We start from the raw sequence: 25094 nt of genomic DNA, 5'->3' as shown, positions 1-25094 counted from the left end.
ATCCCTAATCTAAAATTGATTGCTGTTGTTCTAAATGCGGGCGGACTTTTGCCCGGATAACTACAGCAGTAATATTGTCATGACCATTGTAATGGTTTGCCAAATCAATTAAAGCTTGAACGCCACTTTCCAAATTGGCACTAGAACTCAAGAGAGGCGCTAAGTGAGTTTGCCAATGAATTTTCAACAAATCATTATCTGACAAACCATCCGAAGCAAGAACAAAAAGGGAATCTTCATTTATCTCCAAAAACTGTACATCGGGAATAATCAAGTGTTCATCGCGAGGACCAAGGGCTTGGGTAAGTTGGTAAGCATCAGGGCGCGAGTATGCCACACTAGGTTCCACACCCCGGGAAATTTCCCGTTGACCAACTTCATGGTCTACCGTGATTTGTTCCAGTCCTCTTTTGGGAGTCACGCGGTAGAGACGACTATCTCCCACATGAGCCACCACGACATGAGTATCTTGGATTAAAACCATAATGAGGGTGGTACCCATGCGCCCAACCCCAGAACGGGAATCTTGTTGATTGACATCGAAAATGGCTTGATTAGCTTGCCGTACTGCTTCTCGGATCTCATCTTCTGTGGGCAGTTGGTCAGAAGTCCAGTGGGTTTGAAAGTACTGCCGCAAAGAACTGACAGCTAAGGCACTAGCAACCTCCCCACCAGCGTGTCCGCCCATTCCATCGCACAGAACATACAAACCACGCGCTTGTAAAGTACGGTTGTTGGGCAATTCTAGCTTATGAATTTTTGTTTCAATACCAAAGTAATCTTCGTTATGGTCACGTTGACGTCCTACATCAGTAAGCCCTGCATTTTCCAAACTCACTAACTGCATCGGCAGAACAAGTGTGGGCATATCATCGGTTTTCAATTCAGTGTCATCCTCTTGCTCATCTAATTGCAAGACAGTCGGCGTAGCGGTACTGTAGGGCATTGTTCGGGTGATTGGAACACTTGTGGAATTGCCTTGCAATTCAGAGGCTATAGCTTCCAAACGTGATTGCAGCTCCACGAGCGTTTGGATCTTTCCGAGTTCCAACTCTCCTATAAGGTGTAAAATAGAGCCAAATTGAGTGCGTTGAGACTGTCTAAAAAGCGCCTGCCAAACTCGTCCTAAAATTTGGACTGTAAAGGGCTGTGCTTCTAGCTGTGGTTCTAAATCTTCTGATAACTCAGCAGGCGATGGCTTACCTGGTAATTCTACATACAAGCGCTGTAGTGCTAGCGACAGGTCTTCATCGAGTCGCAGATTCCCCAACTCCCACAGACTTTGACGGCACTTTACTGTTTCCAGCACCGCCCATAGTTGGGTCATCTGGTAAAAAAAGTGTACAATTTGTAACGAACTTGTCGTATCTTCTCGCCACAGTTCAAGTAATTTTTGCCAGTTTGAGCGGTCTTCGATCAGTACCACTTGTATATTTTCATGCTGCCAAGCATCATGAATTGGCGGTATTCCTAGATGACACCAGGATTGTAAGGCAATATAAGGTTTAGCGAGACTGGGAATTTTCTGATCCCCTACTGATGGCGTTGCTAACCCCTGTTGCTCATTTGCTAGCATGACCTCAAGGAGCGACAGTTGGTATGGTTGGCAATCTAGAACCCTAACGCACACCTCAGTATTAGCAGCCATTTCCCCTATGGCTGGTAGCGGTTCTAGCAGTTGATAGCGCTTCTGTGGGTCTAAGTACGACCCTACCGACAGAGGGGAAGTGGAGGGAAGAGGGGATAAGGAGGATGAGGAGGATGAGGAGGATAAGAAGGATGAGGAAGAAAATATTGCTTCCGTATCTCCCCTATTTTCCCCAGCCGCAAAAGTTCCTTCCTGAGTAATAATTGCCCACAGAACTGTTCCGCATTCTGCGCCACAGTTATCACATCGTTGTGCATTCAAAGCGACATAAGTACTGCACTCTGGACAGACCTTTTGGGTCAGAGAAGCGCCACAGTTTTGACAAAATTTGTTGGTATTGGGGTTTTCAAAGTTACACTGAGGGCAAACCAGCATTGTGGAAGTTCCTTAATTCCCGATCCAAGGTGCTTCTAGCCACTAGAATCCAAAAGTGCCATATTTGTTAGCACCTGCCTACAGTAGACCGACAAAATATTGTGGTTCATCTGGCGAATTTTGGTGGCAGTCTTAATTGTTACGCATATTAACGATAGATTTCAGATACGGCAACATATCTCCTCACAATAAATTGCCATTAAAGCTAGACTTTGTGGCATATTCCAACACATATCTTTAGGTTTAGGAAATTTAGGGCGTGGGGAGATAAGGGAGATAAAAAAGTCAAAAAAATCACATTTGTCACATTTGTCACATTTGTCTTATTCTCTTTCTCTTCCTCATCTTTCCAATCATCCCTCAAGCAGCAGAGAGAGTTGAATAGCCAAGCAAGCGTTATAAGACCGACTTTCAACTTCCATTGTTCCTTCTATGTAGTTTGTATTTTTTTGTATCAGTGTCACTCTTCATCCTGTGCTTGCTTGTCTCCAAAAGTCATTACTAAGAATGTGGTAAAGTTTTCCAAAATACTTAATAATTGAGCCGCAGGAATTTCTACATCCCTACACCTCGTTTCTGGGAACTACGCGCCTCGACCTGCAAAAGCTAAATCAAGTAACAATTTGAGTTCACGAGGAGTCAAATCACGCCATTGACCTGGTTGCAGACCATCTAAATGTAGCTGAGCGATCGCTACCCTAATGAGGCGCAAAGTCGGAAATCCCACGGCCGCCGTCATTCGCCGTACCTGACGATTTTTCCCCTCTGTTAAAGTCATTTCCAACCACGCTGTCGGCACATTTTTGCGAAATCTAATCGGCGGATCCCGTTCTGGTAAAGAAGGTGTTGGTAATAGCTGCACCAAGGCTGGTCGAGTGCGGTAGTCTTGGATCATCACACCTTCTTGCAGCTGTGTCAAAGCCGCAGCATCAGGAATTCGTTCCACCTGCACCCAGTAAGTACGTTCGTGTCCAAACCGGGGATGCGAGAGACGATGTTGCAATTGTCCGTGGTTAGTCAACAGGAGTAATCCTTCACTGTCCCAATCTAAACGCCCCACAGGATACACATCAGGAACCTCGATGTACTCTTTCAAGGTGCTGCGTGTCGGGGAATCTTTTGTAAATTGGCTTAGGACGCCATAAGGTTTATAAAACAGAATATATCGATAGTCAATAGTCATTAGTTATTTAGTCATTAGTCATTAGTCAGTGTAGAGACGCGCCATGGCGCGTCTCTACATCTTTGTCATTAGTCATTAGTCATTGCTCCCCTGCTCCCCATCTCCCCTTGTTTGCAGCTTACCAGAGCTTAAGGGCGATCGCGCAAAGCGCACCTGGAGGAGGCGATCGCCCAAGGGCAGTGGCAAAGCCAATCGCACTCTACCATCCCTAAACCTCAGCTTCTCCCCTGAGTGCTTGAAACTTATTAATATAACTAGGTCAGCGTAAATAATTAAAGGTTTGTAGTGAGGGCTAAAGCGCTACTTTAAGGGCTGAAACCCTCACTACAAGCTGATTCCCATATTTTTTACATTGGTTAACATAGTTTGAGTTATTCTCACCGACCTACTTATAAGCTTTTGAACTATAAGCTTTTGAATGTCACTCACCTCTGTGCGGAGATTTACTTATCATGTGTAGCAAATTTATAACAAAAATACTTCGCATTCTACCTTCTGCTTAACCAACCCCTTCACCTCACTTTCTTCATAATTTGTCAACTTCTTGCTCCCATCCCCAACGAAGGTGGTAAAATCAATTCCCATGCTAGGGGTGCCTGCATAGGCTGAGATTACACCCTTAACACCTGAATCCGGGTAATACCGGCGGAGGGAAGCTGTTTATCGAGGAAAGCAAATATGCGGACAGAATGGGTCGCCAAGCGGCATGGGCAGAGTAATGTTACTCAAATGCATTATGCCCGTCAGGGTGTCATCACCGAAGAAATCCATTACGTTGCCCAGCGGGAAAACCTTCCCGTTGAGCTCGTTAGAGACGAAGTAGCACGGGGACGGATGATTATCCCTGCTAACATCAACCACACAAACTTGGAGCCAATGTGTATTGGTATTGCCTCCAAGTGTAAGGTAAATGCTAATATTGGCGCGAGTCCTAACTCTTCCAATCTTGATGAAGAGGTTGCAAAGCTGAACCTAGCGGTGAAGTATGGCGCTGATACCGTAATGGACTTGTCCACTGGTGGCGGTAACTTAGATGAAATTCGTACTGCTATTATCAAAGCTTCACCTGTGCCAATTGGCACAGTCCCAGTTTACCAAGCTTTAGAAAGTGTCCACGGCAACATTGAAAAGCTGACACCGGATGATTTTCTTCATGTTATCGAGAAACACGCCCAGCAGGGTGTCGATTACATGACTATCCACGCCGGAATTTTAATTGAGCATTTGCCCTTAGTCAGAAGTCGCATTACTGGCATTGTGTCTCGCGGTGGCGGCATTCTGGCAAGATGGATGCTACACCATCACAAGCAAAACCCGCTTTACACCCACTTGCGCGACATCATTGAAATTTTCAAGAAATATGATGTCTCGTTCAGTTATGGTGACTCCCTACGCCCTGGTTGTACCCATGATGCTTCTGATGAAGCACAATTAGCTGAACTTAAAACTCTCGGAAAACTCACTCGCAAAGCTTGGGAGCATGACGTACAGGTCATGGTAGAAGGTCCTGGACACGTCCCGATGGATCAAATTGAGTTTAATGTCAAAAAGCAGATGGAAGAGTGTTCTGAAGCTCCTTTCTACGTGCTAGGACCATTGGTAACGGACATCGCCCCCGGTTACGACCACATCACTTCCGCAATTGGGGCAGCAATGGCTGGTTGGTACGGTACTGCGATGCTATGCTACGTAACACCGAAAGAACACTTAGGCTTGCCCAATTCGGAAGACGTACGCAACGGTTTGATTGCCTACAAGATAGCAGCTCACGCAGCAGATATTGCCAGACACCGCCCAGGCGCAAGAGACAGAGACGATGAACTGTCTACTGCGCGTTACAACTTCGACTGGAACCGTCAGTTTGAATTATCACTCGACCCCGAAAGAGCGCGGGAATATCACGATGAAACTTTACCAGCAGACATTTACAAAACTGCTGAGTTTTGTTCGATGTGCGGTCCCAAGTTCTGCCCAATGCAAACCAAAGTTGATGCTGATGCACTGACAGAACTTGAGAAGTTCTTGGCGAAGGATAAGGAAGTGGTAACCCAAAGTTAGCTATAGCGGTTCTCGTAAGAATCACATACACCACCACGAATAATGTAGAGACGTAGCATGCTACGTCTCTACACCCGTGTATTGCACGCAACACCAGAAGCGCTATAAATCCGCGTTCTAATGGTAAGTCAGGGTGAGCAATACCACCCTACTTTTAGCTCTTTGCAAGCTGCCGATATCGCTGTTGAATCTCCTGAATTTTAAACACCGCCTCAAACTCCAACCCGGCTTGTTGGTAAAACTCTGCTCCGCCTTGCTGGCGATCTACTAGTGCAATGACTTGACTGACGCTATAACCTGCTGCTCTTAGCCGTTCCACCGCTTTCATAGCAGATTGTCCGGTAGTGACCACATCTTCCAAAACCACGACTTTTGCACCTTCCGGCAAACTTGGACCTTCAATATATGCCTTTGTACCATGTCCTTTCGCCTCTTTGCGAACAATCAGCGCCGGAATCGGTCGGTTTTCATAAGTAGAAACGACACTCACTGCTGTCACAATTGGATCAGCGCCCAGCGTCAGCCCAGCAACAGCTTGGGTATCCAAAGAAAGCAGTGATAGAAGAATACGACCAATTGCCAAAGCACCTTGAGGATGCAGTGTTACCTGCTTGCCATTGATATAGTAAGAACTAGGTTGCCCGGAAGAGAGGACAAAATCACCTTCTTGATATGCAAGTTGACAAAATAAATCTAGTAAGTGTTGGCGCAGGGTTACTAAATCACTAGTAGCCGCCCAGACACTAGAGTTCGTAAGGCTTTCCGCTTGATACGTCATCAGAACTGGTAAAAATTTATGCTACACAAAATGTTGAACTCACGAAAACAGTGCTGAGGTACTGAGAAAGTCCTAAGCAATGAGTCCTCAGTGTTAAGTGGAAATCGACTCATCACTTCATAAGAGTTCTCAAATCCAGCATAAGTGAAAATTCACCTAAATACTTCAGGAGCGATCAATATGGGTATCAAATTTCAAGCCATAGGTAGTTTATTGCTATTGGTAGCTACTATAAGTTTTAAAGCTGTTGGAACAGCCCAAGCGCAAACACCCAATTATGAAACACCGAGTGAGGTGTTTGAACGTGCTTTTTTTAGAAACGACCCCAATTTTTATGGAAGTCAGACTTTGAAAAGTCAAATTAACGAAATACTTGGATTTGGTTCTATTTTCCGCAACTCATTTCCGGAAAATAAAATTGCGCGAGATGCTGAGTTAGTTAATATTGTGTATCGCGATGTCCTAAATCAGCAGGTTGGTCATGATCGATACATTCGTACCCGGGATTTACCAAATCCTTACGACTCGTCACTACTCGCCTCTCCTCGGATGAATGCGAATCAACCTAAAGTAGGAACTCAGTTGCAATTTGAAGCCGCACCACCTCGGTGAAAGCAAAGAAGAAAGAAGCAATACAAGGGATTTCCAACAAAAATTATCCATCTTGTGGGATGAGGCGGACAGCTTGCCTCTCGTATCGTCTGCCTTTACAAGAGGTTGTTGGATAATTTTTTATTTGAAAGTCCCTAAAACCAGATTCTTTCTTATTTCTTTTATTTTCTTTGTTCATTATTAGTCCAGGGTGCAGGAGTTGAACCTGCCTAAGGCGAATTATGAGTTCGCTGCCTCGACCGCTCGGCCAACCCTGGTCGAGAATCAATTGTAGCGTAAGTTCACACAGTTTGACAATCTAAGATATCAGATCTAATTTTTAGACTACACCTTTGAGGACGCGATAGTGCAGACTAATATTGATTAAGTTCCTCTAGGAATTAAAGTAAACAGCTTCGATACTTTTAAATAGACCAGCATTCTTGTGCAATGGCTTGGCGACAATGAAACTAAATTCTACTGTACTTCTAACTCTGATTTTGTTAATCCTGATGTTGGGATCTGGTTCTGTGAGTGCGTTTTGGGGATTTACTTTGGGAAGTGCAGCACTCAAAGGCGTCACATCGCCAGATGCTCGTCCCACAAACAAATTTGCCAGCAGTAAATCAGCGAAGGAGCAACATACAGGGCTTGCTCTACTTAAGGAAGATGAAATCTTGAAAATTGTCAAATCACGCATTGAGGGCAAAACTAAGGCTGCTAAATCAAAGAAACAAGACAACGATGACGAGGAGACAAACAACAGCAAGAAGAAGCGAGAGGAAAAACCCTTGCAAGTGGCTGAAGAAGAAAAGCCTCAAGCAGGATTTCCGATTAACAGTGAAAGCGAGGGTGTCAGCATTTCGGTGCAATCTGCTCGCTTGTCTGGTGGTGCTTTGCTGTTAAAAGTAAAAATGCAAAACAAAGGTAAAGATTCTGTGCGCTTCCTATATAGTTTTTTGGATGTCTCTGATGACAAAGGACGGACTTTGAGCGCTAGCACAGAAGGCTTACCATCAGAATTGCCAGCAAATGGACCTAGTTATTCTGGCACGGTGAGCATTCCTACGGCTTTACTTGATGATGTCAAGCGCGTTTCTCTTGCTCTGACAGATTATCCCGCTCAAAGACTGCGGCTAGAAGTGTCAAATATTCCTGTAGAAAGGTAGGTTGGAGCATTGAGAGATTGGGTACTGGTTAGTGGTGATCTGGTGCGGTCTTAGGGGTTTCCACGCCACTTCCTTTAACGGGACGGACAGTTTCTCCCGGAGGGAAACCCTCCAAGAGAACTGTCCTCGGGAACCCCCAAGGGCGGAGTGGCTCCCCATGAGCAGCTGGCTCACCCGAAGAGTTAGTAATTAATGGTTATTAGTGAAGGAAAATAAACTAACAGCTAATAACCAACAACTAACTATTTCCAATCCAAAATTCCCAGACTATTTTTCAATTTGGGGGCATCAGTATTACACGAGCTTTGGCAGTGAGTGGTTTTTCTAGCTTAAGTTTGACAGATGTAGGGCTGCGATTGTTGTCAGTGCTACTGCTGATTGCTATCAATGCCTTTTTTGTGACAGCAGAGTTTTCTATGGTGACAGTGCGGCGATCGCGCATTCATCAGCTTGTGCAGGCTGGTGATCTCCAGGCGATCGCCGTCGAGGTGCTGCAACGCAGTATTGATCGATTGCTATCTACAACTCAATTGGGCATTACCCTTTCTAGTTTGGCATTGGGGTGGATTGGAGAAAGTACGATAGTTGTGCTCTTTAAAGTATCGCTACTCTCTTTACCTTTACCTAAAGGAATGAGTACACTTATCGCTCATTCTTTATCAATCCCGATCACCTTTTTTTTCATAGCCTATTTGCAAATAGTTTTGGGAGAACTTTGTCCTAAATCAGTAGCTATGCTGTATTCAGAACAGCTAGCAAGGTTTTTGGGACCGTCGGTCAGAGCAACCGTCAGATTTTTTAGCCCCTTTATTTGGATTCTTAACCAATCAACTCGCTGGCTGTTGCGACTTTTTCGCATCGAATACGCTGGTCAAAGCTGGAGATCACCTGTTACACCTGAAGAATTACAACTCATTATTTCCACAGAACGTGAATCGATTGGCTTGCAGGCAAAAGAGAGAGAATTGCTCAAAAAGGTCTTTGAGTTTGGCTACCAGACAGTTCAAGCAGTCATGGTACCTCGTACCAGCATTGTAGCGTTGCCAAAAGTCGCCACCTTCCAGACTTTTCTTGCAGAAATGGTAGCTACAGGTCACTCTTGCTACCCTGTTATTGGAGAATCTTTGGACGACATTCGTGGCATTCTTTACTTCAAAGACTTGGCAAAACCCTTGGCTATGGGGAAACTGACTTTAGAAACACAAATCCAGCCGTGGATGCGCCCTGCAAGGTTTGTGCCAGAACACACCCTCTTAAACGAACTGTTGCCAATGATGCAGCGAGAGCAACCAACTATGGTGATGGTGGTAGATGAATTTGGTGGTACTGTAGGACTGCTCACCATCCAAGACATTATCGCTCAAATTATCGGCAACCTAGGTGAACCAGACAGTACTAACGACCTGCTGATCAAGATTTTAGACGAGCAGATTTTTCTCGTGCAGGCGCAGATCAACCTAGAAGACCTCAATGAGGTTTTGCATCTTAATTTGCCCTTAAAGAAAGAATACCAAACTTTAGGGGGCTTCTTACTTTACCAGTTGCAGAAAGTTCCCCCGCTTGGCGAAACCTTTTGCTATGAAAATCTAGAATTCACAGTCGTGTCAGTCAGTGGACCGCGCCTGCACCAGATTCAAGTGCGACGGTTGGAGGAGGAGTAGAGCCACAGGAGGATAAGCTGTTAGACACCTAGTTTGCACATTTAGACAGCAGGGGAGAAGGATTGACGCTTTTTCTCCAAAATCAAGAATATGCAAGTTAAATGTGTATTAGCTTATTACTCCCCCATCTTTCTACACAGCATAAGCCAAAGGATCTTGCAATCCCAGTTCCGCAAAAGCAGCAAGACGCAAGCGGCAAGAATCACAGACACCGCAAGCAACATCGCCTCCTGCATAGCAAGACCATGTGAGTTCCCAAGGAACTCCCAGCTTGTTGCCAAGTTGGATAATTTCAGTTTTTTTTAAATGAATCAGCGGTGTGACAATGGAGATAGGTTCCCCTGAACGTCCTTGTTTTGTTCCTAAACGAAACACCTCCTGCATTGCCTGGATGTAGTCAGGGCGACAATCAGGATAGCCAGAGTAATCTAGGGCGTTAACACCAATGTAAATACGTTGTGCGGCAATAGTTTCGGCGTAGGCAAGGGCAAAGCTTAAAAAGATGGTATTACGAGCAGGAACATAGGTGACAGGGATAGTTTGAGACATTTCCTCTAGCTCACGCTTTTGGGGTAAATCAATAGCGTTATCCGTAAGTGCCGAACCGCCCCATTGTCTTAAATCAAACTTTACCACTTGATGGTCTACTACGTTAGCTTTTTGAGCGATCGCCAACGCTGAGCTTAACTCTCGCCGATGTCGCTGTTGGTAATCAAAGCAGATGGTATAGCACTCACAACCATCAGCTTGCGCTTGGTAGAGAACTGTGGAAGAATCTAATCCACCAGACAGTAGAATGACAGCTTTCATACTAAGTAGTTTTTATTTAAACAAAGTCATTTCCAAAAACAGGGTGTCAAAGAGGGTTTTGCCTGCGAAGGTGTCCTTTGTTGAGGAGGACAGCGCCCCTTCGGGGTTCGCCCAACGGGAGAGCCAGTTCCCTGGGCGCGGGAGACCCTCATTCGCCCTGCGGGCAGGCTGCGCCAACAGGACTGGTCTCACCAGTCGCCTGCTGTCGGGAAACCCTCCTGCATAGCGCTGGCTCACCGTGCTTATGCGTCAGCGTATAAGGAGGATTCCCCCGAGGGGCGTGCAACTGGCATGCGACTGGGATGATGAGGTGTCGAAAAATGTCCTGCCTACACCCTACACCTTAATGTAGATTTTGCTTTCAGTAATTATTTTTTTTGTGAAACAAAGAGAACTTTATTAACGTCTTAGTTATTTCTTAAAGCTAATAAAAAAAGTCATTATAGTTTTTGTAAAGTGCAAAAAAAGCATCAATTTGAACAGAACACATAAAAGTGATCTAGATAACGGGAACTCACAAGAAACTTTGAAATTCTTCATAAATAGAACCTCTATGTTACCATCTGGATGGTTTTAGACGCATGGTCATTGGCAATGGAGTATCAAAGCCAATGACCGTAGCGTCTCTATATTTGGTGGTTGAGGAGTGAATAAGAGTGCAAAATAGAAGCATGTTGTCAGTAGGGGAACAAAATGGTCAAGTACAGCGCAACCATCCACGACCGATCCGCATAGGCGTGATCGGGGTGGGTAATATGGGACAGCATCATGTCCGCGTATTGAGTTCGATGAAAGACGTTGAACTGGTCGGTGTAGCAGATATTAATGTCGAGCGAGGGTTGGAAACCGCAAGCAAACATAAAGTCCGCTTTTTTGAAGATTATTGCGACCTGCTGCCTCATGTAGACGCAGTTTGCGTTGCTGTCCCTACCCGCTTGCATTACGCCGTGGGAATTAACTGTCTTTTGGCAGGAATTCATGTTTTGATTGAAAAGCCAATTGCAGCAAGTATATCTGAAGCAGAATCGCTAGTAAATGCTGCTGCTGAAACTGGATGTATCCTACAAGTGGGTCATATAGAACGGTTTAGTCCAGCATTTCAAGAATTGAGCAAGGTGTTGAAAACTGAAGAAGTGCTGGCGCTAGAGGCACATCGCATGAGCCCGTACTCAAGTCGGGCAAACGATGTTTCAGTTGTCTTGGATTTAATGATTCACGACATTGACCTACTTTTGGAATTAGCCGGAGCACCAGTAGAGAAGTTAACAGCTAGTGGTAATCGCACTTTGGACTCTGGTTATTTAGATTATGTGACTGCTACCTTGGGGTTTGCCAATGGTATTGTCGCTACTGTGACTGCCAGCAAAATTACGCACTGCAAAATCCGCCGCATTGTTGCCCATTGTAAAAACTCGTTTACTGAAGCAGATTTTCTCAGAAATGAAATTTTGGTTCACCGACACACCAATGACTACCGACAAGCATTGTACAAGCAGGATGGTGTGATTGAAAGAGTTTGTACGAGCAACACTGACAAACTAGGTGCAGAATTGGAGCATTTTGTCAACTGCGTGCGCGGTGGGAATCAACCTTCCGTCGGTGGTGAACAAGCGCTCAAAGCCCTAAGATTGGCAAGTTTAATCGAGCAAATGGCTCTAGAAGACCGTGTTTGGAACCCATTAGATTGGCAATCTGAACCAACAAGAGTGCAATCATTGACACCTACTGTTTAAGGGAACAGGGGACAGGGTACATAACGGGAGCAAGGGATAGATTGTAGGGGACAGGAAAAGAAAACTTTTTTATGACCTACAACCTGTCACCTCTCTTGTGCAACCTATACCTTGTTCCCTATTCGTTTTATAAAGTGTTCTTTTTAACAAGATTAGTGAAAAAGTATCGGATAATGCTTATTTAATACAGTAATAACTATAACTTAGCAACAAAACTTTTGTAGTAACTTCAGGAATGACTTAATGATAGATACGGGTTGGATAAAACAGATTATCGAATCCCTAGGCTATTGGGGAATCGCCCTGCTCATGTTCCTCGAAAACCTATTTCCCCCCATTCCTTCAGAACTGATAATGCCCTTGGCAGGATATACATCAAATCTGCCAGGGGCTAAACTTAATGTCATAGGAGTCTTTTTTGCCGGACTACTGGGTTCTGTACTAGGCGCACTTGTTTGGTACTATCCCGGTAAAATTTTCGGGGAAAAGCGCTTGCGAGCTTGGGCTGACAAATATGGTAAGTGGTTGAGTATCTCTAGTAAAGATATCACCAAGGCAAAGCGGTGGTTTGACCAGCAAGGTGGCAAAGCAGTTTTTATTGGTCGCCTTGTACCGGGAGTCCGCACTTTGATTTCCGTTCCTGCAGGCATGAGCAATATGCACTTGCTGCCATTTTTAATTTACTCAACTCTGGGTAGCGCTGCATGGGTTGGTTTGCTAACCTACTCAGGATATGCGTTGGGTAGTCAGTATGAACTAGTGGACAAGTACCTGGCTCCTGTATCTAAAATTGTGCTTGCAGTTCTCGTCGTGGCATTTGTTGTTTGGGTGATCAAGCGGAGGCGAAAAAACAGGAGAAAGTAAAAAAATCCTTGTGGCCAACGAAGGCAGAAAAACAAGCGTTTTTTAGTAAAACAAAGCGTTATCACCGATGTCACTCTCGCTCCTGCTTTACTATTTTATGGTAAAGAGCTAAACTCATGCGCGATGCTCCCAAACAAAGCCGCGCCTTGCGCGATGGCGCTTTTCTGTGCGCCCTTGGGGCGATTGCCTCCTCTAGGTGGGCAGCAATCGCGCTTTGCTCAACAACGCGCGTCATTGTTTGCATATTTCTTGGTACAGTTGACGCAATAAAGGTTTTCTGATACACGCCTTTATGTAAGATGGGCATGATAACTTGTTATAGCTAAGGTAAGTACTAGGAGCTTTCATGACAGACCAACCTTCCGCCGCCACTCCGATGAATGCCGCTGCTATCCCAATGAATAGAGATAGAGTTTCGGCATCTACCCCAATAAATGCCGCTCCTCCTCAAGCAGTTGGTGGCGGTGCGGGAAAAAAGATTCTTAGTGTTGACTTAGGTAGAACTTCCACCAAAACTTGTATTAGCCGCGAGCCGAACAATGTGGTGTTCGTGTCTGCGAACGTCAAAGAAATGTCAATGGAACAGGTGCGCGGAGGTGTTTTTGAAGCCCGTGCGACTGACCCATTAATGGATTTGTGGCTGGAATATCAAGGCAGTGGATATGCTGTTGGTCAACTGGCAGCAGATTTTGGGGCTAACCTAGGTGTGGGCCAATCTAAGGTTGAAGACGCACTGGTAAAAGTTTTAGCTTGCGCTGGCTACTTTAAGCTCAAGGATGAAGTCTCTGTCATCCTGGGTCTGCCTTACCTTTCTCAAGAACAATTTGAAAAGGAAAAAGCACAGCTCATTAGCCAACTGAGCGGTCCTCATGTGATGAATTTTCGCGGAGAAGCCGTATCACTGAACGTTACCAAGGTTTGGGTAATGCCAGAAGGGTATGGCAGTTTGCTTTGGACTGAGGCTCAACCTAAAAAAGGCGCAGCACTACCCGATTTCACGAAAGTCTCTGTGGCGATTGTAGATATTGGACATCAAACGACCGATTGTTTGATGGTTGATAACTTCCGGTTTGCCCGAGGTGCTTCCAAGAGTGAAGACTTCGGTATGAGCAAGTTTTATGAACTGGTCGCTGCCGAAATTGAGGGAGCAGATAGCCAATCTCTCTCTTTGATTGCCGCAGTCAACCGACCCAAGAGCGATCGCTTCTACCGTCCCAGAGGTGCCAGCAAGCCCACCAATCTCGATGATTTTCTCCCCAATCTCATAGAAATGTTTTCTCGCGAAATCTGTAACCGCGTGCTAGCATGGCTACCAGAGCGCGTTACCGATGTGATTCTCACCGGAGGAGGTGGAGAATTTTTCTGGGAAGATGTTCAACGTTTGCTTAAAGAAGCAAAAATTAACGCTCATCTAGCTTCACCATCCCGACAAGCAAATGCTTTGGGGCAGTACATTTATGGAGAAGCACAGTTATCCTCCGCTCGGGCTAGAGCTTAAGACTGATGTTCCAATGGTCAAAAAAAGTCGTTAAATCGGTTACGTTCGAGCCAGGGGTGGCTGACGAAAGCTTGTTAGCTCTCGTCGAAAGTCACTTGGAGAAAGATCCTGAAAAGACTTTCAGCGACCTCTGTAAAGAAGCCTTATGGCAATCTTTGTGCGTACCGGAATCTGTACGACCAGCCCCAAAACCAGCAGCAGGAACAGCAACACCAGGGGTGGAACAACAAATTGCTGACCTAAAAAGTCAGATAGCTGACCTTGAGGAACGTTTTTTTACTAAGGAATCTAATCGGTTGGAGATGATGGAACACCATCTGATGCAACTTAGTCAACAAGTGGCTCAACTGGCTATCATGGTCAATCATGTATCAACCAGTCCCCCTCCAACGCCCCAAAACGCACCAGTGCTAGAAGTTATAAATAGTACTTCTACTCCTACTAATACTGCTACGACTCCTCCTGCTGAGGTTGACCCAGTCATCAGCCGTATTAGTCAATTTCTGGATGATTTCTAAGGAAATTTCAGGGTGTAAAAGTGTTTCGCTGCTGTCAAACCTCCTTAATGGGAATTCCTGTTAAGGAGGTTTAATGTTTGTGAATTTTTATAGTTATGGGTTAGTGATATCATGTCCGCTCAATTACCGACAAATCCTGGAAAACCCCACCCCGATGAGTGGCTACGCCAAAGTTCCCCTCCCCGCTTGCGGGGAGGGGTTAGGGGTGGGGTTCTGTAATTATGGGTAATTTGCCGGATATCATATGAATGCTAACTTAAATCTTACGTCCGTCATATCATAAGCCAGGAAATCAATTTCCTGGCTTATAGCTAAAGTAAGCTTTAGCTTACTATATAAGGGATTTCCAAGAAATAAATTATCTGAGTTATGGGGTGGGCACCGTGGTTCTCCCTAGTTTATAGGACGGGCTAGAAGCCCATCCCACAAGAAAAGTTGGATATTTTTTAATTTGGAAGTCCCTAAGAGGTTAGGATTAGCTTACTTTGGTTAAGACTGACATGATTGGAATACTTTTTGAAGTCCAACCTTTTGAAGTATTATCAACTCGCAACTTAACCTGAAATCCTTGAAAGGGCGGATTTAGTCCATACTGTGATGTAATGGCTTTCACAAAGTTCTCAATTTGCTCCTTTCTATTAACTGAAGCCTCATGACGATTTTCATTAGGTACAGATGCCGCAAAAGTAAATATTAGCCAAGCTTTATTCCAAATCAATGCTCCTAATTTTTCAGTCAAAAGATATATTGTTCGCTTTTCATCAGGACGAAATCGTGTTTCATCTAGCCGTGAAACATAAATCAATACGTCAATTTTAGTGAAATCAACACTAGCTTTAATCAAATCTAGGTACTTTTTATCACACTCTATATCATCCTCTGCTAGTCCTGGTGTATCTACGATGCGCCCGCTTCGGGGGCGCTTTGCGCCATCGCCTCAAAAATAACCCATGCCAAAGTCATTTGTTATACAATTTTCCCAACCAAGGCGATAAAATAGGCACAATGCGAGAACTTTACCCACCCATCGAACCTTACAAACAAGGCAATCTTAAGGTTTCCGACCTCCACACGATTCATTTTGAAGAGTCAGGCAACCCGCAAGGCAAGCCGATTGTTTTGCTACATGGAGGACCTGGTGGTGGATGTCCGCCTTTTTATCGACAATATTTCCATCCAGAAAAATGGCGTCTGGTGATGTTTGACCAACGCGGTTGCGGTCAAAGTAGACCTCATGCGGAACTGCGTGAGAACACGACTTGGGATTTGGTCAGTGATATTGAAAAGCTACGAGAGCATTTAGGTATAGAAAAGTGGGTAGTATTTGGGGGCAGTTGGGGCAGTACTCTATCATTAGCCTACAGCCAAACTCATCCCAGTTCATGTACGGGGCTAATTCTACGCGGCATATTCATGTTGAGGCAAAAAGAATTGCGCTGGTTCTACCAAGAGGGGGCTAGCTATATTTTTCCTGATACTTGGGAAGAATATTTAAAACCAATTCCACCAGATGAACGTGACGATTTGCTCACGGCTTATTACAAACGCTTGACCAGTCCAGATTCACAAATTAGGTTAGAAGCAGCGCGTGCTTGGTCAATTTGGGAAGCTAGTACAAGTCGATTGTTCGTAGACACACAACTCATCCAAAAGTTTGGCGAAAATGACTTTGCAGAGGCATTTGCGCGAATTGAGTGTCATTACTTTGTGAATAAGGGATTTTTTGAAACAGAAAATCAATTACTTTTAAATGTTGACCGCATCCGCCATATTCCTGCTGTGATTGTTCAAGGGCGTTACGATGTTGTTTGTCCAATGATATCAGCTTGGGAATTACATCGTGCTTGGCAGGAAGCAGAATTTGTTGTGATTCCCGATGCTGGACATTCGATGAGTGAACCAGGAATTCGCAATGCCTTAATTGAAGCGACAGATAAGTTTGCATTAAGTGAGTAGGGAACATATTCATTTACTGAGGTGTCATCAATAGCGTGGTATTACTGTTACATTTTGTATACTAGATGCCTTTTTTACCGGGTGCCCTGTGTGAATGCTAGAATCCTCAGTTAGGAAGTAGGGATACCTCAATGCCAGTAGCAGCTAACTCAATCAAGTTTGGTACAGATGGCTGGCGTGGTGTGATAGGCGATGAGTTCACATTTGAACGTGTAGCCTTGGTCGCTCCACTTGCCGCAAAAGTGTTACTTAATACATATGGAGAAAAAGTAGGCAGCCGGACAATTGTTGTCGGACACGATAGACGATTTATGGCAGAAGACTTTGCCCGTAAAGTTGCTGAGGTTGTCTCAGCGGCTGGGTTTGATGTACTGCTGACAGATGCCTTTGCCCCAACCCCAGCTTTTAGTTGGGCGGCAAAGCAACAAAATGCTTTAGGCGCATTGGTTATTACTGCTAGTCACAATCCTGGTAAATATTTGGGCTTAAAAGTCAAAAGCGCTTTTGGTGGTTCTGTACCACCAGAAGTCACTCAACAAATAGAAGCACTTTTATCAGCAGAGGCACTACCGCCCGCGTCAATCCCAGGCAAGATAGAGATATTTAACCCTTGGCGCAGTTATTGTGAAGGTTTAGAAGGCAAAGTCAACATAGGGAAAATCCGCGATGCGATAAGCACAGGTAAACTCACGGTATTTGCTGATGTGATGCACGGTGCTGCTGCTGGCGGACTGGCGATGCTACTCGGCAATGAGGTTAAAGAAATTAACAGCAATCGCGACCCCCTGTTTGGTGGCGGCGCACCCGAACCACTACCTAAATATCTTTCGCATCTATTTGACGTGATGCGAAATCACCGAGAAACCAATCAAGCAGGTTTAACGGTGGCTTTGGTGTTTGACGGAGACAGCGATCGCATTGCCGCTGTTGATAAACAAGGCAACTTCCTGAGTTCACAAATCTTAATCCCAATATTAATCGACCACTTGACTTTACGACGCGGCTTTCAGGGTGAAATAGTCAAAACTGTCAGCGGTTCTGACTTGATGCCTCGTGTAGCAGCACTGCATAATTTGTCAATTTTTGAAACACCCGTAGGTTATAAATACATCGCTGACAGAATGTTAGAAACCCAGGTGTTGTTGGGCGGCGAAGAGTCAGGAGGAATTGGCTACGGAAGCCACATTCCCGAACGGGATGCACTTCTGTCGGCATTGTATGTACTAGAAGCTATCGTGGAATCTGGGCTGGATTTAGGCGAGTATTATCGCTACTTGCAAGAACAAACAGGTTTCACTTCCGCATACGATCGCATCGATTTACCACTTGCGAGTATGGAAGTGCGATCGCGTCTTCTGCAACAACTCCAAACCCAACCTTTAACAGAAATAGCTGGAAAAGCAGTCATTGATTGCCAAACAATTGATGGCTACAAGTTCCGCTTAGCAGATCAAAGTTGGTTAATGATTCGTTTCAGCGGTACCGAACCCGTTTTACGCTTGTACTGCGAAGCCCCTACACTAGAGCAAGTGCATCAAACTCTAGCTTGGGCGAAAGATTGGGCAGAGTAATATCAGTTATCAGTTATCAGTTGTCAGTTATCACTCTTAACTGTTAACTGTTAACTGTTCACTGTTCACTGACTTATGACATTACTCGTAGTAGCTACAGGAAATCCAGGTAAGTTGAAGGAAATGCAAGCTTACCTGGTTGATTCTGGTTGGGAATTAACCCTCAAACCAGAGGAATTGGATATAGAAGAAACGGGAGACACCTTTGCTGCCAACGCCTGCTTAAAAGCATCCCAAGTGGCACAAGCAACGGGAAATTGGGCGATCGCTGATGATTCTGGCTTGCAAGTCGATGCCCTCGGTGGCGCACCAGGAGTGTACTCTGCACGTTATGGCAAAACCGATAGCGATCGCATTGCCAGGTTGTTGAGCGAATTGGGCGATACACCAAATCGGCAAGCGCAATTTGTTTGTGCAGTGGCGATCGCTTCTCCAGATGGTACTGTTGCTTTAGAATCCGAAGGTGTTTGTCGTGGCGAAATTCTCCATGCCCCTCGTGGTACTGGCGGTTTCGGCTACGATCCCATTTTTTATGTCCCCGAAATGCAACTGACATTTGCCCAGATGACACCAGAGTCGAAGCGTTCTGTTAGTCATCGAGGCAAAGCAATTGCCGCGTTACTTCAAAAGTTGCCTCATTTACAAATTACTCATACTTAGTTATTAGTTGTTAGTTGTTGGTTGAGTTTATGACTAACGACTAACAACTAACCACTAACAATTAACGACTAAACTGCTTCTGTATTCTTTTCCCCAGTCCGAATCCGCACAACTTGTTCAACTGGGGAGATGAAAATTTTGCCATCACCGATTTCACCAGTACGAGCAGCTGCGATAATTTTGTCAACGACCATATCAACCTGGTTGTCTTCAACAACTATTTCCACTTTAAGTTTTTGCAAAAACTCAACAGTGTACTCAGAACCACGATAGCGTTCTGTTTGACCTTTCTGCCGTCCAAAACCCCGGACTTCAGAAACAGTCATACCAACTATACCAGCATTGACTAGGGCAATTTTGACCTCATCAAGCTTAAAGGGACGGATAATAGCTTCTACTTTTTTCATTTTTTGTCTCCTGAGTTCTATGTTTATAAGAGTGTAGGCTGAAAAGCCAGTGCGTTTACGCCAAAGATGAAACCTTTGGCGCTTAATTTGCACAAGCCTTGGGAGTGGTGTAACGCTAAAAAAAAGCAGCGCAACCTCAAATAAATATCTACGAAATTGGCACATGGCATCACGATAGATGCCCTGCTTATCAAATAAAAGTCTAATTAGTAAGCATTGTCTACCTGAATCGTCTTTTAAGTAATAACTTGAGGTTTCTAGCTCAATTTATCATTTTTTCGTAGTTTATTTAACTGAAAATAAAGATGAATTGTGATGTGCGCTCAATTGACTGGGAGAATGATTTCACCTAACGACTATGCTTTTCCAATAAGGGGCGTACAACCAAATACCCAGCACCAAAACCTAGAACAATAATTAACAAGATAGCTATTATTAACCACCAGCCTTTAATTTGCGAAGGTTCTGATTCACTGTAGGGATAATAACTGACTTCCTCTTCTTCTATAAACACTGGTTCGGGAATGGAACTCGGAATTTCCATTTCTGGAGGAAAGACAGGTGTTGGGGAAGGTTCTGCGGAAAAAGCACGCCCACGGGAAACTTGTTCTTTGGGAGACACTGGGGTGACTGGTCGTTTGGTTTGAGATTTATCATCAGGTATAAATTGATAAGCTGTGTGAGAACTAACCTTTGGTTGTGAATCAACCAACTTTTGCAGGCGCAAAACAGACTCAACAGCTTTCTTTATTTCTTGCCGAAGTAATTGATTTTCTTGTACCAGTTGTTGATTTTGGGCGCTAAGACTATCTAACTTTGCTTGAGAAGCATGTAACTCTGTTGCCAAATCCCGATAAACAGAGATGGGTACAGAGGGAGAATAGGCTTGGGTATTTCCTACGGGTGTACTGCTGTGAACAGAATCTGAGATTGTTCGCATTGGTGGATTAGCATCAAAATAGAACTTAAGTCAACGAAGCGGATTTGCTATCAGAGACTAGCAGTCTCTGAAACTATGCCCAACAATAATGGAAAAGTGTGCATAGGGGAAAGATTATTAATTTACAATTTAGGGCAAAAAGATACAAGTCAATCAATAGTAGAATATATATTCCTAAGGTATGAGGTTAACTGGAAGTGTAACTAGAAAAGGAGTTCAGGATATTCTGCAACTTGCGTAACTACTGAACCACTTTGGTAGAGGCTTACACCTGGCGTTCCTCTGATATCATTCCTCTGATATCATTCCTCTGATATCAATAATGGAAAGAAGTGTCCCACAGGACCTTGTCCTTTGCCAATATCAAGAGAGTAGGAGAGTGCAGAAGTGACATATTCCTTTGCCTTGCGCACTGCTGTAAGCAAGTCGCTTCCCAGTGCAAGATGAGCGGCGATCGCTGCTGAGAGTGTACAACCAGTACCGTGGGAATTTTTTGTCTCTACGTGTTTTGTTGTCAAAGTTTCCATTCTATGCCCATCGAACCAGATATCAACACCACGCACACTCCCCTGCATACCTCCACCCTTAACTAAAACAACCTTTGCCTGTGTATTCTGGTGAATGATTTGCGCGGCTGCTCTCATATCATCTAAGGAGTTAATTTGTAAACCGCTCAAAATCTGAGATTCGTAGCGGTTTGGTGTGATGATAGTTGCCAGGGGAATGAGGAGATTGCGCAGACTTTTCACGGCGTCATCATCAATCAATTGCGCCCCCGTGCGGGATACCATCACTGGATCAACAACTAAGTTATGAATTTCTAAAGCCTTCACCTGTTGGGCAACAGCGGCAATAATTTCCTGATTGAGTAACATTCCTGTTTTCGCCGCTTGCACACCTATATCTTCATATACCGCACGAATTTGCGCCACAACAGCCTCTGGCGGCATAGCATCAACCCGGTTCACCCCCAAAGTATTTTGTGCTGTGACGCAAGTAATAGCGCTTGTACCGTGGACGCAGTGAAAAGCAAAAGTGCGTAAATCGGCTTGAATACCTGCACCACCACCGCTATCAGATCCGGCGATAGTTAAAGCAACGGGCATAGGTGTTGTTTCGGCGTTCATAGTTCACACAAAAGGGAGATAGGGAAGTGGAGGAAGCCAGGGAAGATGAGAATAAATTGCTAATGACTTAGGACTTACGCAAGAACTAGTCGTGAAACTCTTATTTCTTTGTGTCCTTTGCGCCCTTGGCGGTAGCCTCCGGCACGCCGCTACGCATCTACGTTTTTCATAATACATACGTAAGTCCTGTGACTAATGACTAATGACTCTTGAGTGCAAAAATTTGCCCCATTCAGCGGCTAAGGGAATTTCTGTAAAAGGAACACGTACTGAATTCCCAGATTCAGCAAACAGAAATTCCAACTCGATAGTACGACCTTTTTGTGGCGGCTGTTCTATCTCTACTGGTTTGTCATCTACTAAAAGGCGAACTTGTTGGACATCAAGCAAAGAAAAAGTTTCTAGCTTAATTGGGCCTTTTGGCGTTGGTTTGCCCCAAGTTATATTGTTACCTTTTTGACCCAAAACTGCATAAATATCAAACTTAGCTCGTTCAAATTGCTCCGCCCAAGTGCGATATGCCTCAATTTTTTGATACTCCTTGGAGCCTTGCCAAGCCAACCAAAAAAATGCAAATAACAAGGGTAACCATAAAAGACCGCGTTCCATCGTTGATAAATTGTCCTGAGTTTTGTGTAAAAATTGTAAGTTTACTCCTAAACGCACCAATAAGGCGCGTGTATGAGTTATGGTAGTGAGCAAACTGGCAAAAAGCTGTAATGGTTTGAGATGAGAAAGCTAATATTATTTTGCTTATTTGTCATCGGGCTAGGTGTTGCCCTGTTTAATTTTATTAATTTTCAGGGACTGGCAACCAAAGGCGAATTTGAGACAATAGTGCTAAACTTCCGCGAAGACCTTCCCAAAGAGGTATTGCAGCAGGATCTGCAAGCTATTGCTCAACAGTACAACGTCACTCCCCGATTAGATAATCAATTTTCCGCCAAGGAGAATGTTTACATCATCAAGGGCGATAAACAGCGACTGAAAGAACTGAAAAAGTCGCCATTTGCCCAAGCAATGGATTTTATTGAGCCAAATTATATCTATAAGATTCCAAAACCAGGTGAAGCTACTTGGCTGGGAGAATTATTGCAGCCCTCACAAGAGGCTGATGAAGCGAAACCGGCATTAAAAGGTCCCAACGACCCCTATTACAGCAAGCAGTGGAATCTGCACAATATCAATATTGAAGGCGCGTGGACTCAAACCAAAGGCAAAGACATTACGGTTGCGGTCATTGATACTGGCATTACTCGCGTCCGTGACTTAGTAGAGACAGAATTTGTCCCTGGCTACGACTTTGTCAACGACAGAGTAGAAGCTGACGACGACAACGGACACGGCACCCACGTTGCTGGTACCATCGCCCAATCCACGAACAACAGCTATGGCGTAGCTGGTATTGCCTACGAAGCCAAGCTGATGCCTCTCAAGGTACTTAGCGATTATGGCGGCGGGACTGTTGCCGATATTGCCGAAGCGATTAAATTTGCTGCTGATAATGGCGCAGATGTGATTAATATGAGCTTGGGCGGTGGCGGTGAAAGCCATCTGATGAAAGACGCGATCGAATATGCCCACAGAAAAGGCGTGGTCATCATTGGCGCAGCAGGTAATGAAAATCAGAATTCTGCCTCCTATCCAGCGCGTTATCCCTATGTTATTGGCGTTTCGGCATTAGGTCCAGATGGAGAAAGAGCACCCTATTCTAACTTTGGTGCTGGAGTCGATATCTCCGCCCCTGGTGGCAGTGATGCGGGCAAGATTCTGCAAGAAACCATAGACCCTGAAAACAAGGGTGTAAACGTGTTTCTGGGCTTCCAAGGTACAAGCATGGCAGCGCCTCACGTTGCTGGTGTTGCTGCATTGGTAAAAGCCTCTGGCGTCAAAGAACCAGATGAAATCCTCGAAGTTCTGAAACAGTCAGCACGAACTGTGCAAGATGATGGTTTGAACTACTATGGTGCTGGACTACTGAATGCAGATGCCGCAGTACAACGTGCTACCCAAGGGCAAATCAGTTTCCAAGATTTCTTCCGCTGGTTACGGGATAACGGCTATCTCAACCCCGGTTTTTGGATCGATGGCGGTGCTGTGGCGCTGTTACCCAAGATTTTGATGGTCCTCGGTTCCTATGCGCTGGCTTGGTTTTTACGGGTTTACTTTCCGTTCAGCTGGGGCTGGACTTTATCTTGGGGTTTAATTGCTGGTAGTTCAGGATTATTCCCCCTCAAAGGAATCTTTATCTTTGACCTTCCACAATGGCCCTTCCGCTTGTTGGGCAGTTCTATTCCGGAATTAGGCAACACCCTGCAAGGAACAAATGCTTTTAATCCGCTGTTTGCCAGCGTGCTGATTCCCTTAGTCTTAATGGCATTGCTGTTGGGAAATCCTAAATGGAAGTGGTTTGCCATTGGTTCATCGCTAGGTGTAGCAGCGTGTTTGGTGGTAAGTGCGGTATCAGATCCCGCAGTTTGGGGGTTAGGCAGTGGTATCCTAGCTCGTATGTTCTTGCTCGTTAATGCCGTGCTATGTTTCGGTTTAGCTCGTTTAGCAGTCAAAAACGAAGAACAACCAGCCTAGAAAAGTGAAGAGTGAATACACAAGAGAGAAGAGAGAAAAAACAAAGAAGAGTTTTTATGACTTTTCTTCGTTCTTCGTTCTTCTTTCTTCTTTCTTTTTTAATCGGAGGTTAATGGATATGAGTATCACAGTTACAGGTACCGTAGAACGCCGTGATATTGGTACTGGCGCTTGGGCGTTAGTTACTGATAATGGTGTAACCTATGAAATCTCTAAAAAATCTGACAAAAGCTTACTCAAACAAGGACAAAAAGCAAAAGTCACTGGACAGGTGCGTGAAGATGTTATGACCATTGCCATGATTGGTCCAGTGCTAGAAGTCAAATCTTTTGAAGTCCTTAGTTCTGATTAGACGCTTGTGAATTCACAACTTCTTGCAGGCGACTTCTAAATTCCCCTTTGGGATGACCACCTTTGACCTCACCCAAAATCTGAAATTCTCCTTCTGGCGAATCACAAACAATGTAGGTGGGCCATCCCATTTCTGATTTATCAGGATACTGAGTCAGCAGAATCTTACGATACTTACGATAAGTAGCTGTATCCTGCATTTTCACATCAATAAATTGCAAGCCCAGTTCTTCAGACACCTTTTTGTCATAGAAAGACATCTTATGGCAAATACCGCAGTCTTCTGAAGAAAACTTAATGACAGCTAAATTCATGGCTCTGCAACTCTCTAGCTACTAACACTAGCTTTTGGCTCAAACAACAACATAGCAGTATACAAAGCAAAAAATTATAGAAAAAATATTAAGAATTGTAGCTGTTGTTATTTTGTTCAAAATAAAAAACCCCAAGTAGCTAGTAGCTAGCCAGGGGCGTTAGTTATCAGGGTGCATCTACCAATACTATGTTCTATAAATAACTACGCTGTTCCGGACAAAAAGCGGGAAAATAGTCGTGAGATAGGTGTAAAAAATAAAAAACCCCAAGTAGCTAGTAGCTAGCCAGGGGTGTC

General features: G+C 44.5%; 24 protein-coding genes, 1 tRNA gene and 1 riboswitch. Of the genes, 13 read left to right on the top strand and 12 right to left on the bottom strand.

Annotated features, from left to right (window positions below; all coding sequences use genetic code 11):
• Window positions 1–4: 4 nt before the first annotated feature.
• Both V5G28_RS00970 and V5G28_RS00965 read right to left on the bottom strand, forming a co-directional pair.
• Entirely contained in the window at window positions 5–2023 is a 2019-nt protein-coding gene (locus tag V5G28_RS00970; RefSeq protein WP_332989493.1) for a serine/threonine phosphatase, read from the bottom strand.
• 583 nt (window positions 2024–2606) lie between these two features.
• Window positions 2607–3206 (bottom strand): pseudouridine synthase, encoded by a 600-nt coding sequence (locus V5G28_RS00965; protein ID WP_332989490.1) that lies wholly within the window; start codon window positions 3204–3206, stop codon window positions 2607–2609.
• Window positions 3207–3784: 578 nt separating this feature from the next.
• Window positions 3785–3877: riboswitch (TPP riboswitch) on the top strand.
• 7 nt (window positions 3878–3884) lie between these two features.
• On the opposite strand from V5G28_RS00965, the gene thiC reads away from it, so the two are divergent.
• On the top strand, window positions 3885–5264 hold the full coding sequence (gene thiC / locus V5G28_RS00960) for a phosphomethylpyrimidine synthase (RefSeq protein ID WP_332989486.1): 1380 nt from the start codon (window positions 3885–3887) through the stop codon (window positions 5262–5264).
• Between the two features lie 154 nt (window positions 5265–5418).
• Here the strand turns inward: thiC and pyrE are convergent, their stop codons facing one another.
• Complete coding sequence (gene pyrE, locus V5G28_RS00955) at window positions 5419–6042, bottom strand: orotate phosphoribosyltransferase (protein WP_332989484.1); 624 nt, start codon at window positions 6040–6042, stop codon at window positions 5419–5421.
• 180 nt (window positions 6043–6222) lie between these two features.
• On the opposite strand from pyrE, the gene V5G28_RS00950 reads away from it, so the two are divergent.
• Entirely contained in the window at window positions 6223–6654 is a 432-nt protein-coding gene (locus tag V5G28_RS00950; protein ID WP_332989481.1) for a hypothetical protein, read from the top strand.
• A gap of 184 nt (window positions 6655–6838) precedes the next feature.
• Here the strand turns inward: V5G28_RS00950 and V5G28_RS00945 are convergent.
• Window positions 6839–6911: transfer RNA gene (locus tag V5G28_RS00945), tRNA-Ile, on the bottom strand.
• 186 nt (window positions 6912–7097) lie between these two features.
• On the opposite strand from V5G28_RS00945, the gene V5G28_RS00940 reads away from it, so the two are divergent.
• The gene (locus V5G28_RS00940) at window positions 7098–7802 is read left to right on the top strand and encodes a hypothetical protein (protein WP_096564243.1); all 705 of its coding nucleotides are present in this window, start codon (window positions 7098–7100) and stop codon (window positions 7800–7802) included.
• 311 nt (window positions 7803–8113) lie between these two features.
• On the top strand, window positions 8114–9463 hold the full coding sequence (locus V5G28_RS00935) for a hemolysin family protein (RefSeq protein ID WP_332989478.1): 1350 nt from the start codon (window positions 8114–8116) through the stop codon (window positions 9461–9463).
• 132 nt (window positions 9464–9595) lie between these two features.
• On the opposite strand, the gene queC is transcribed toward V5G28_RS00935, so the two are convergent.
• Window positions 9596–10273 carry a 7-cyano-7-deazaguanine synthase QueC gene (gene queC / locus V5G28_RS00930; protein ID WP_332989476.1) on the bottom strand — a complete coding sequence of 226 codons (678 nt, stop codon included), beginning with the start codon at window positions 10271–10273 and terminating at the stop codon, window positions 9596–9598.
• 650 nt (window positions 10274–10923) lie between these two features.
• On the opposite strand from queC, the gene V5G28_RS00925 reads away from it, so the two are divergent.
• Entirely contained in the window at window positions 10924–12006 is a 1083-nt protein-coding gene (locus tag V5G28_RS00925; RefSeq protein ID WP_332989525.1) for a Gfo/Idh/MocA family oxidoreductase, read from the top strand.
• A gap of 243 nt (window positions 12007–12249) precedes the next feature.
• Window positions 12250–12870, top strand: a complete 621-nt coding sequence (locus tag V5G28_RS00920) for a DedA family protein (protein WP_332989475.1) — start codon at window positions 12250–12252, stop codon at window positions 12868–12870.
• Window positions 12871–12940: 70 nt separating this feature from the next.
• On the opposite strand, the gene V5G28_RS00915 is transcribed toward V5G28_RS00920, so the two are convergent.
• Window positions 12941–13177 (bottom strand): hypothetical protein, encoded by a 237-nt coding sequence (locus tag V5G28_RS00915; RefSeq protein ID WP_332989474.1) that lies wholly within the window; start codon window positions 13175–13177, stop codon window positions 12941–12943.
• Between the two features lie 39 nt (window positions 13178–13216).
• Here V5G28_RS00915 and V5G28_RS00910 point away from each other — a divergent pair, with 39 nt between their 5' ends.
• Entirely contained in the window at window positions 13217–14368 is a 1152-nt protein-coding gene (locus V5G28_RS00910; RefSeq protein WP_332989473.1) for a ParM/StbA family protein, read from the top strand.
• Between the two features lie 5 nt (window positions 14369–14373).
• A complete protein-coding gene (locus V5G28_RS00905; protein WP_332989471.1) occupies window positions 14374–14886 on the top strand; it encodes a plasmid segregation centromere-binding protein ParR in 513 nt (170 codons plus the stop codon).
• A 475-nt stretch (window positions 14887–15361) separates the two neighbouring features.
• On the opposite strand, the gene V5G28_RS00900 is transcribed toward V5G28_RS00905, so the two are convergent.
• Complete coding sequence (locus V5G28_RS00900; RefSeq protein ID WP_332989523.1) at window positions 15362–15790, bottom strand: hypothetical protein; 429 nt, start codon at window positions 15788–15790, stop codon at window positions 15362–15364.
• Window positions 15791–15891: 101 nt separating this feature from the next.
• Between V5G28_RS00900 and pip the strand changes: the two genes are divergently transcribed.
• The 3 genes from pip to rdgB all read left to right on the top strand — a co-directional run bounded on the left by pip (window position 15892) and on the right by rdgB (window position 19073).
• Entirely contained in the window at window positions 15892–16842 is a 951-nt protein-coding gene (gene pip, locus V5G28_RS00895; RefSeq protein ID WP_332989469.1) for a prolyl aminopeptidase, read from the top strand.
• Window positions 16843–16973: 131 nt separating this feature from the next.
• The gene (locus V5G28_RS00890) at window positions 16974–18413 is read left to right on the top strand and encodes a phosphoglucomutase/phosphomannomutase family protein (protein ID WP_332989467.1); all 1440 of its coding nucleotides are present in this window, start codon (window positions 16974–16976) and stop codon (window positions 18411–18413) included.
• 75 nt (window positions 18414–18488) lie between these two features.
• Window positions 18489–19073, top strand: a complete 585-nt coding sequence (rdgB, locus tag V5G28_RS00885; RefSeq protein ID WP_332989466.1) for an RdgB/HAM1 family non-canonical purine NTP pyrophosphatase — start codon at window positions 18489–18491, stop codon at window positions 19071–19073.
• Window positions 19074–19141: 68 nt separating this feature from the next.
• Here rdgB and V5G28_RS00880 read toward each other — a convergent pair whose 3' ends face one another.
• The 4 genes from V5G28_RS00880 to V5G28_RS00865 form a co-directional block, all read right to left on the bottom strand.
• On the bottom strand, window positions 19142–19480 hold the full coding sequence (locus tag V5G28_RS00880) for a P-II family nitrogen regulator (RefSeq protein ID WP_017749852.1): 339 nt from the start codon (window positions 19478–19480) through the stop codon (window positions 19142–19144).
• A 349-nt stretch (window positions 19481–19829) separates the two neighbouring features.
• Window positions 19830–20420, bottom strand: coding sequence for a hypothetical protein (locus V5G28_RS00875; RefSeq protein WP_332989453.1), 591 nt, complete (start codon window positions 20418–20420; stop codon window positions 19830–19832).
• Window positions 20421–20722: 302 nt separating this feature from the next.
• A complete protein-coding gene (gene thiD / locus V5G28_RS00870; protein ID WP_332989451.1) occupies window positions 20723–21547 on the bottom strand; it encodes a bifunctional hydroxymethylpyrimidine kinase/phosphomethylpyrimidine kinase in 825 nt (274 codons plus the stop codon).
• 192 nt (window positions 21548–21739) lie between these two features.
• Window positions 21740–22156 carry a hypothetical protein gene (locus V5G28_RS00865; protein ID WP_096564230.1) on the bottom strand — a complete coding sequence of 139 codons (417 nt, stop codon included), beginning with the start codon at window positions 22154–22156 and terminating at the stop codon, window positions 21740–21742.
• Between the two features lie 120 nt (window positions 22157–22276).
• Here V5G28_RS00865 and V5G28_RS00860 point away from each other — a divergent pair, with 120 nt between their 5' ends.
• Together V5G28_RS00860 and V5G28_RS00855 are read left to right on the top strand one after the other, a co-directional pair.
• The gene (locus V5G28_RS00860) at window positions 22277–24133 is read left to right on the top strand and encodes a DUF5942 domain-containing protein (RefSeq protein ID WP_332989447.1); all 1857 of its coding nucleotides are present in this window, start codon (window positions 22277–22279) and stop codon (window positions 24131–24133) included.
• A gap of 118 nt (window positions 24134–24251) precedes the next feature.
• On the top strand, window positions 24252–24485 hold the full coding sequence (locus tag V5G28_RS00855) for a hypothetical protein (protein WP_096570986.1): 234 nt from the start codon (window positions 24252–24254) through the stop codon (window positions 24483–24485).
• Here V5G28_RS00855 and V5G28_RS00850 read toward each other — a convergent pair.
• A complete protein-coding gene (locus V5G28_RS00850) occupies window positions 24472–24798 on the bottom strand; it encodes a thioredoxin family protein (RefSeq protein WP_332989444.1) in 327 nt (108 codons plus the stop codon). The genes V5G28_RS00855 and V5G28_RS00850 overlap by 14 nt on opposite strands.
• Window positions 24799–25094: the final 296 nt, after the last annotated feature.

This window comes from Scytonema sp. PRP1 (genome assembly GCF_036697665.2).
Lineage (GTDB): Bacteria > Cyanobacteriota > Cyanobacteriia > Cyanobacteriales > Nostocaceae > Kalymmatonema > Kalymmatonema gypsitolerans.
Note: the sequence above shows the minus strand (reverse complement) of the source record. Positions and strands in the feature narration are given on the sequence as shown.

Bases quoted from the DNA above. Each gene is read 5' to 3' on its own strand.
- thiD (WP_332989451.1), bottom strand. From the start codon at position 21,547: ATGAACGCCGAAACAACACCTATGCCCGTTGCTTTAACTATCGCCGGA.
- V5G28_RS00915 (WP_332989474.1), bottom strand. From the start codon at position 13,177: ATGCCCATCTTACATAAAGGCGTGTATCAGAAAACCTTTATTGCGTCA.
- V5G28_RS00950 (WP_332989481.1), top strand. From the start codon at position 6,223: ATGGGTATCAAATTTCAAGCCATAGGTAGTTTATTGCTATTGGTAGCT.
- V5G28_RS00880 (WP_017749852.1), bottom strand. From the start codon at position 19,480: ATGAAAAAAGTAGAAGCTATTATCCGTCCCTTTAAGCTTGATGAGGTC.
- pyrE (WP_332989484.1), bottom strand. From the start codon at position 6,042: ATGACGTATCAAGCGGAAAGCCTTACGAACTCTAGTGTCTGGGCGGCT.
- pip (WP_332989469.1), top strand. From the start codon at position 15,892: ATGCGAGAACTTTACCCACCCATCGAACCTTACAAACAAGGCAATCTT.
- V5G28_RS00875 (WP_332989453.1), bottom strand. From the start codon at position 20,420: ATGCGAACAATCTCAGATTCTGTTCACAGCAGTACACCCGTAGGAAAT.
- V5G28_RS00965 (WP_332989490.1), bottom strand. From the start codon at position 3,206: ATGACTATTGACTATCGATATATTCTGTTTTATAAACCTTATGGCGTC.
- V5G28_RS00940 (WP_096564243.1), top strand. From the start codon at position 7,098: ATGAAACTAAATTCTACTGTACTTCTAACTCTGATTTTGTTAATCCTG.
- queC (WP_332989476.1), bottom strand. From the start codon at position 10,273: ATGAAAGCTGTCATTCTACTGTCTGGTGGATTAGATTCTTCCACAGTT.
- thiC (WP_332989486.1), top strand. From the start codon at position 3,885: ATGCGGACAGAATGGGTCGCCAAGCGGCATGGGCAGAGTAATGTTACT.
- V5G28_RS00920 (WP_332989475.1), top strand. From the start codon at position 12,250: ATGATAGATACGGGTTGGATAAAACAGATTATCGAATCCCTAGGCTAT.
- V5G28_RS00905 (WP_332989471.1), top strand. From the start codon at position 14,374: ATGTTCCAATGGTCAAAAAAAGTCGTTAAATCGGTTACGTTCGAGCCA.
- V5G28_RS00910 (WP_332989473.1), top strand. From the start codon at position 13,217: ATGACAGACCAACCTTCCGCCGCCACTCCGATGAATGCCGCTGCTATC.
- V5G28_RS00850 (WP_332989444.1), bottom strand. From the start codon at position 24,798: ATGAATTTAGCTGTCATTAAGTTTTCTTCAGAAGACTGCGGTATTTGC.
- V5G28_RS00865 (WP_096564230.1), bottom strand. From the start codon at position 22,156: ATGGAACGCGGTCTTTTATGGTTACCCTTGTTATTTGCATTTTTTTGG.
- V5G28_RS00970 (WP_332989493.1), bottom strand. From the start codon at position 2,023: ATGCTGGTTTGCCCTCAGTGTAACTTTGAAAACCCCAATACCAACAAA.
- V5G28_RS00860 (WP_332989447.1), top strand. From the start codon at position 22,277: ATGAGAAAGCTAATATTATTTTGCTTATTTGTCATCGGGCTAGGTGTT.
- rdgB (WP_332989466.1), top strand. From the start codon at position 18,489: ATGACATTACTCGTAGTAGCTACAGGAAATCCAGGTAAGTTGAAGGAA.
- V5G28_RS00890 (WP_332989467.1), top strand. From the start codon at position 16,974: ATGCCAGTAGCAGCTAACTCAATCAAGTTTGGTACAGATGGCTGGCGT.
- V5G28_RS00855 (WP_096570986.1), top strand. From the start codon at position 24,252: ATGAGTATCACAGTTACAGGTACCGTAGAACGCCGTGATATTGGTACT.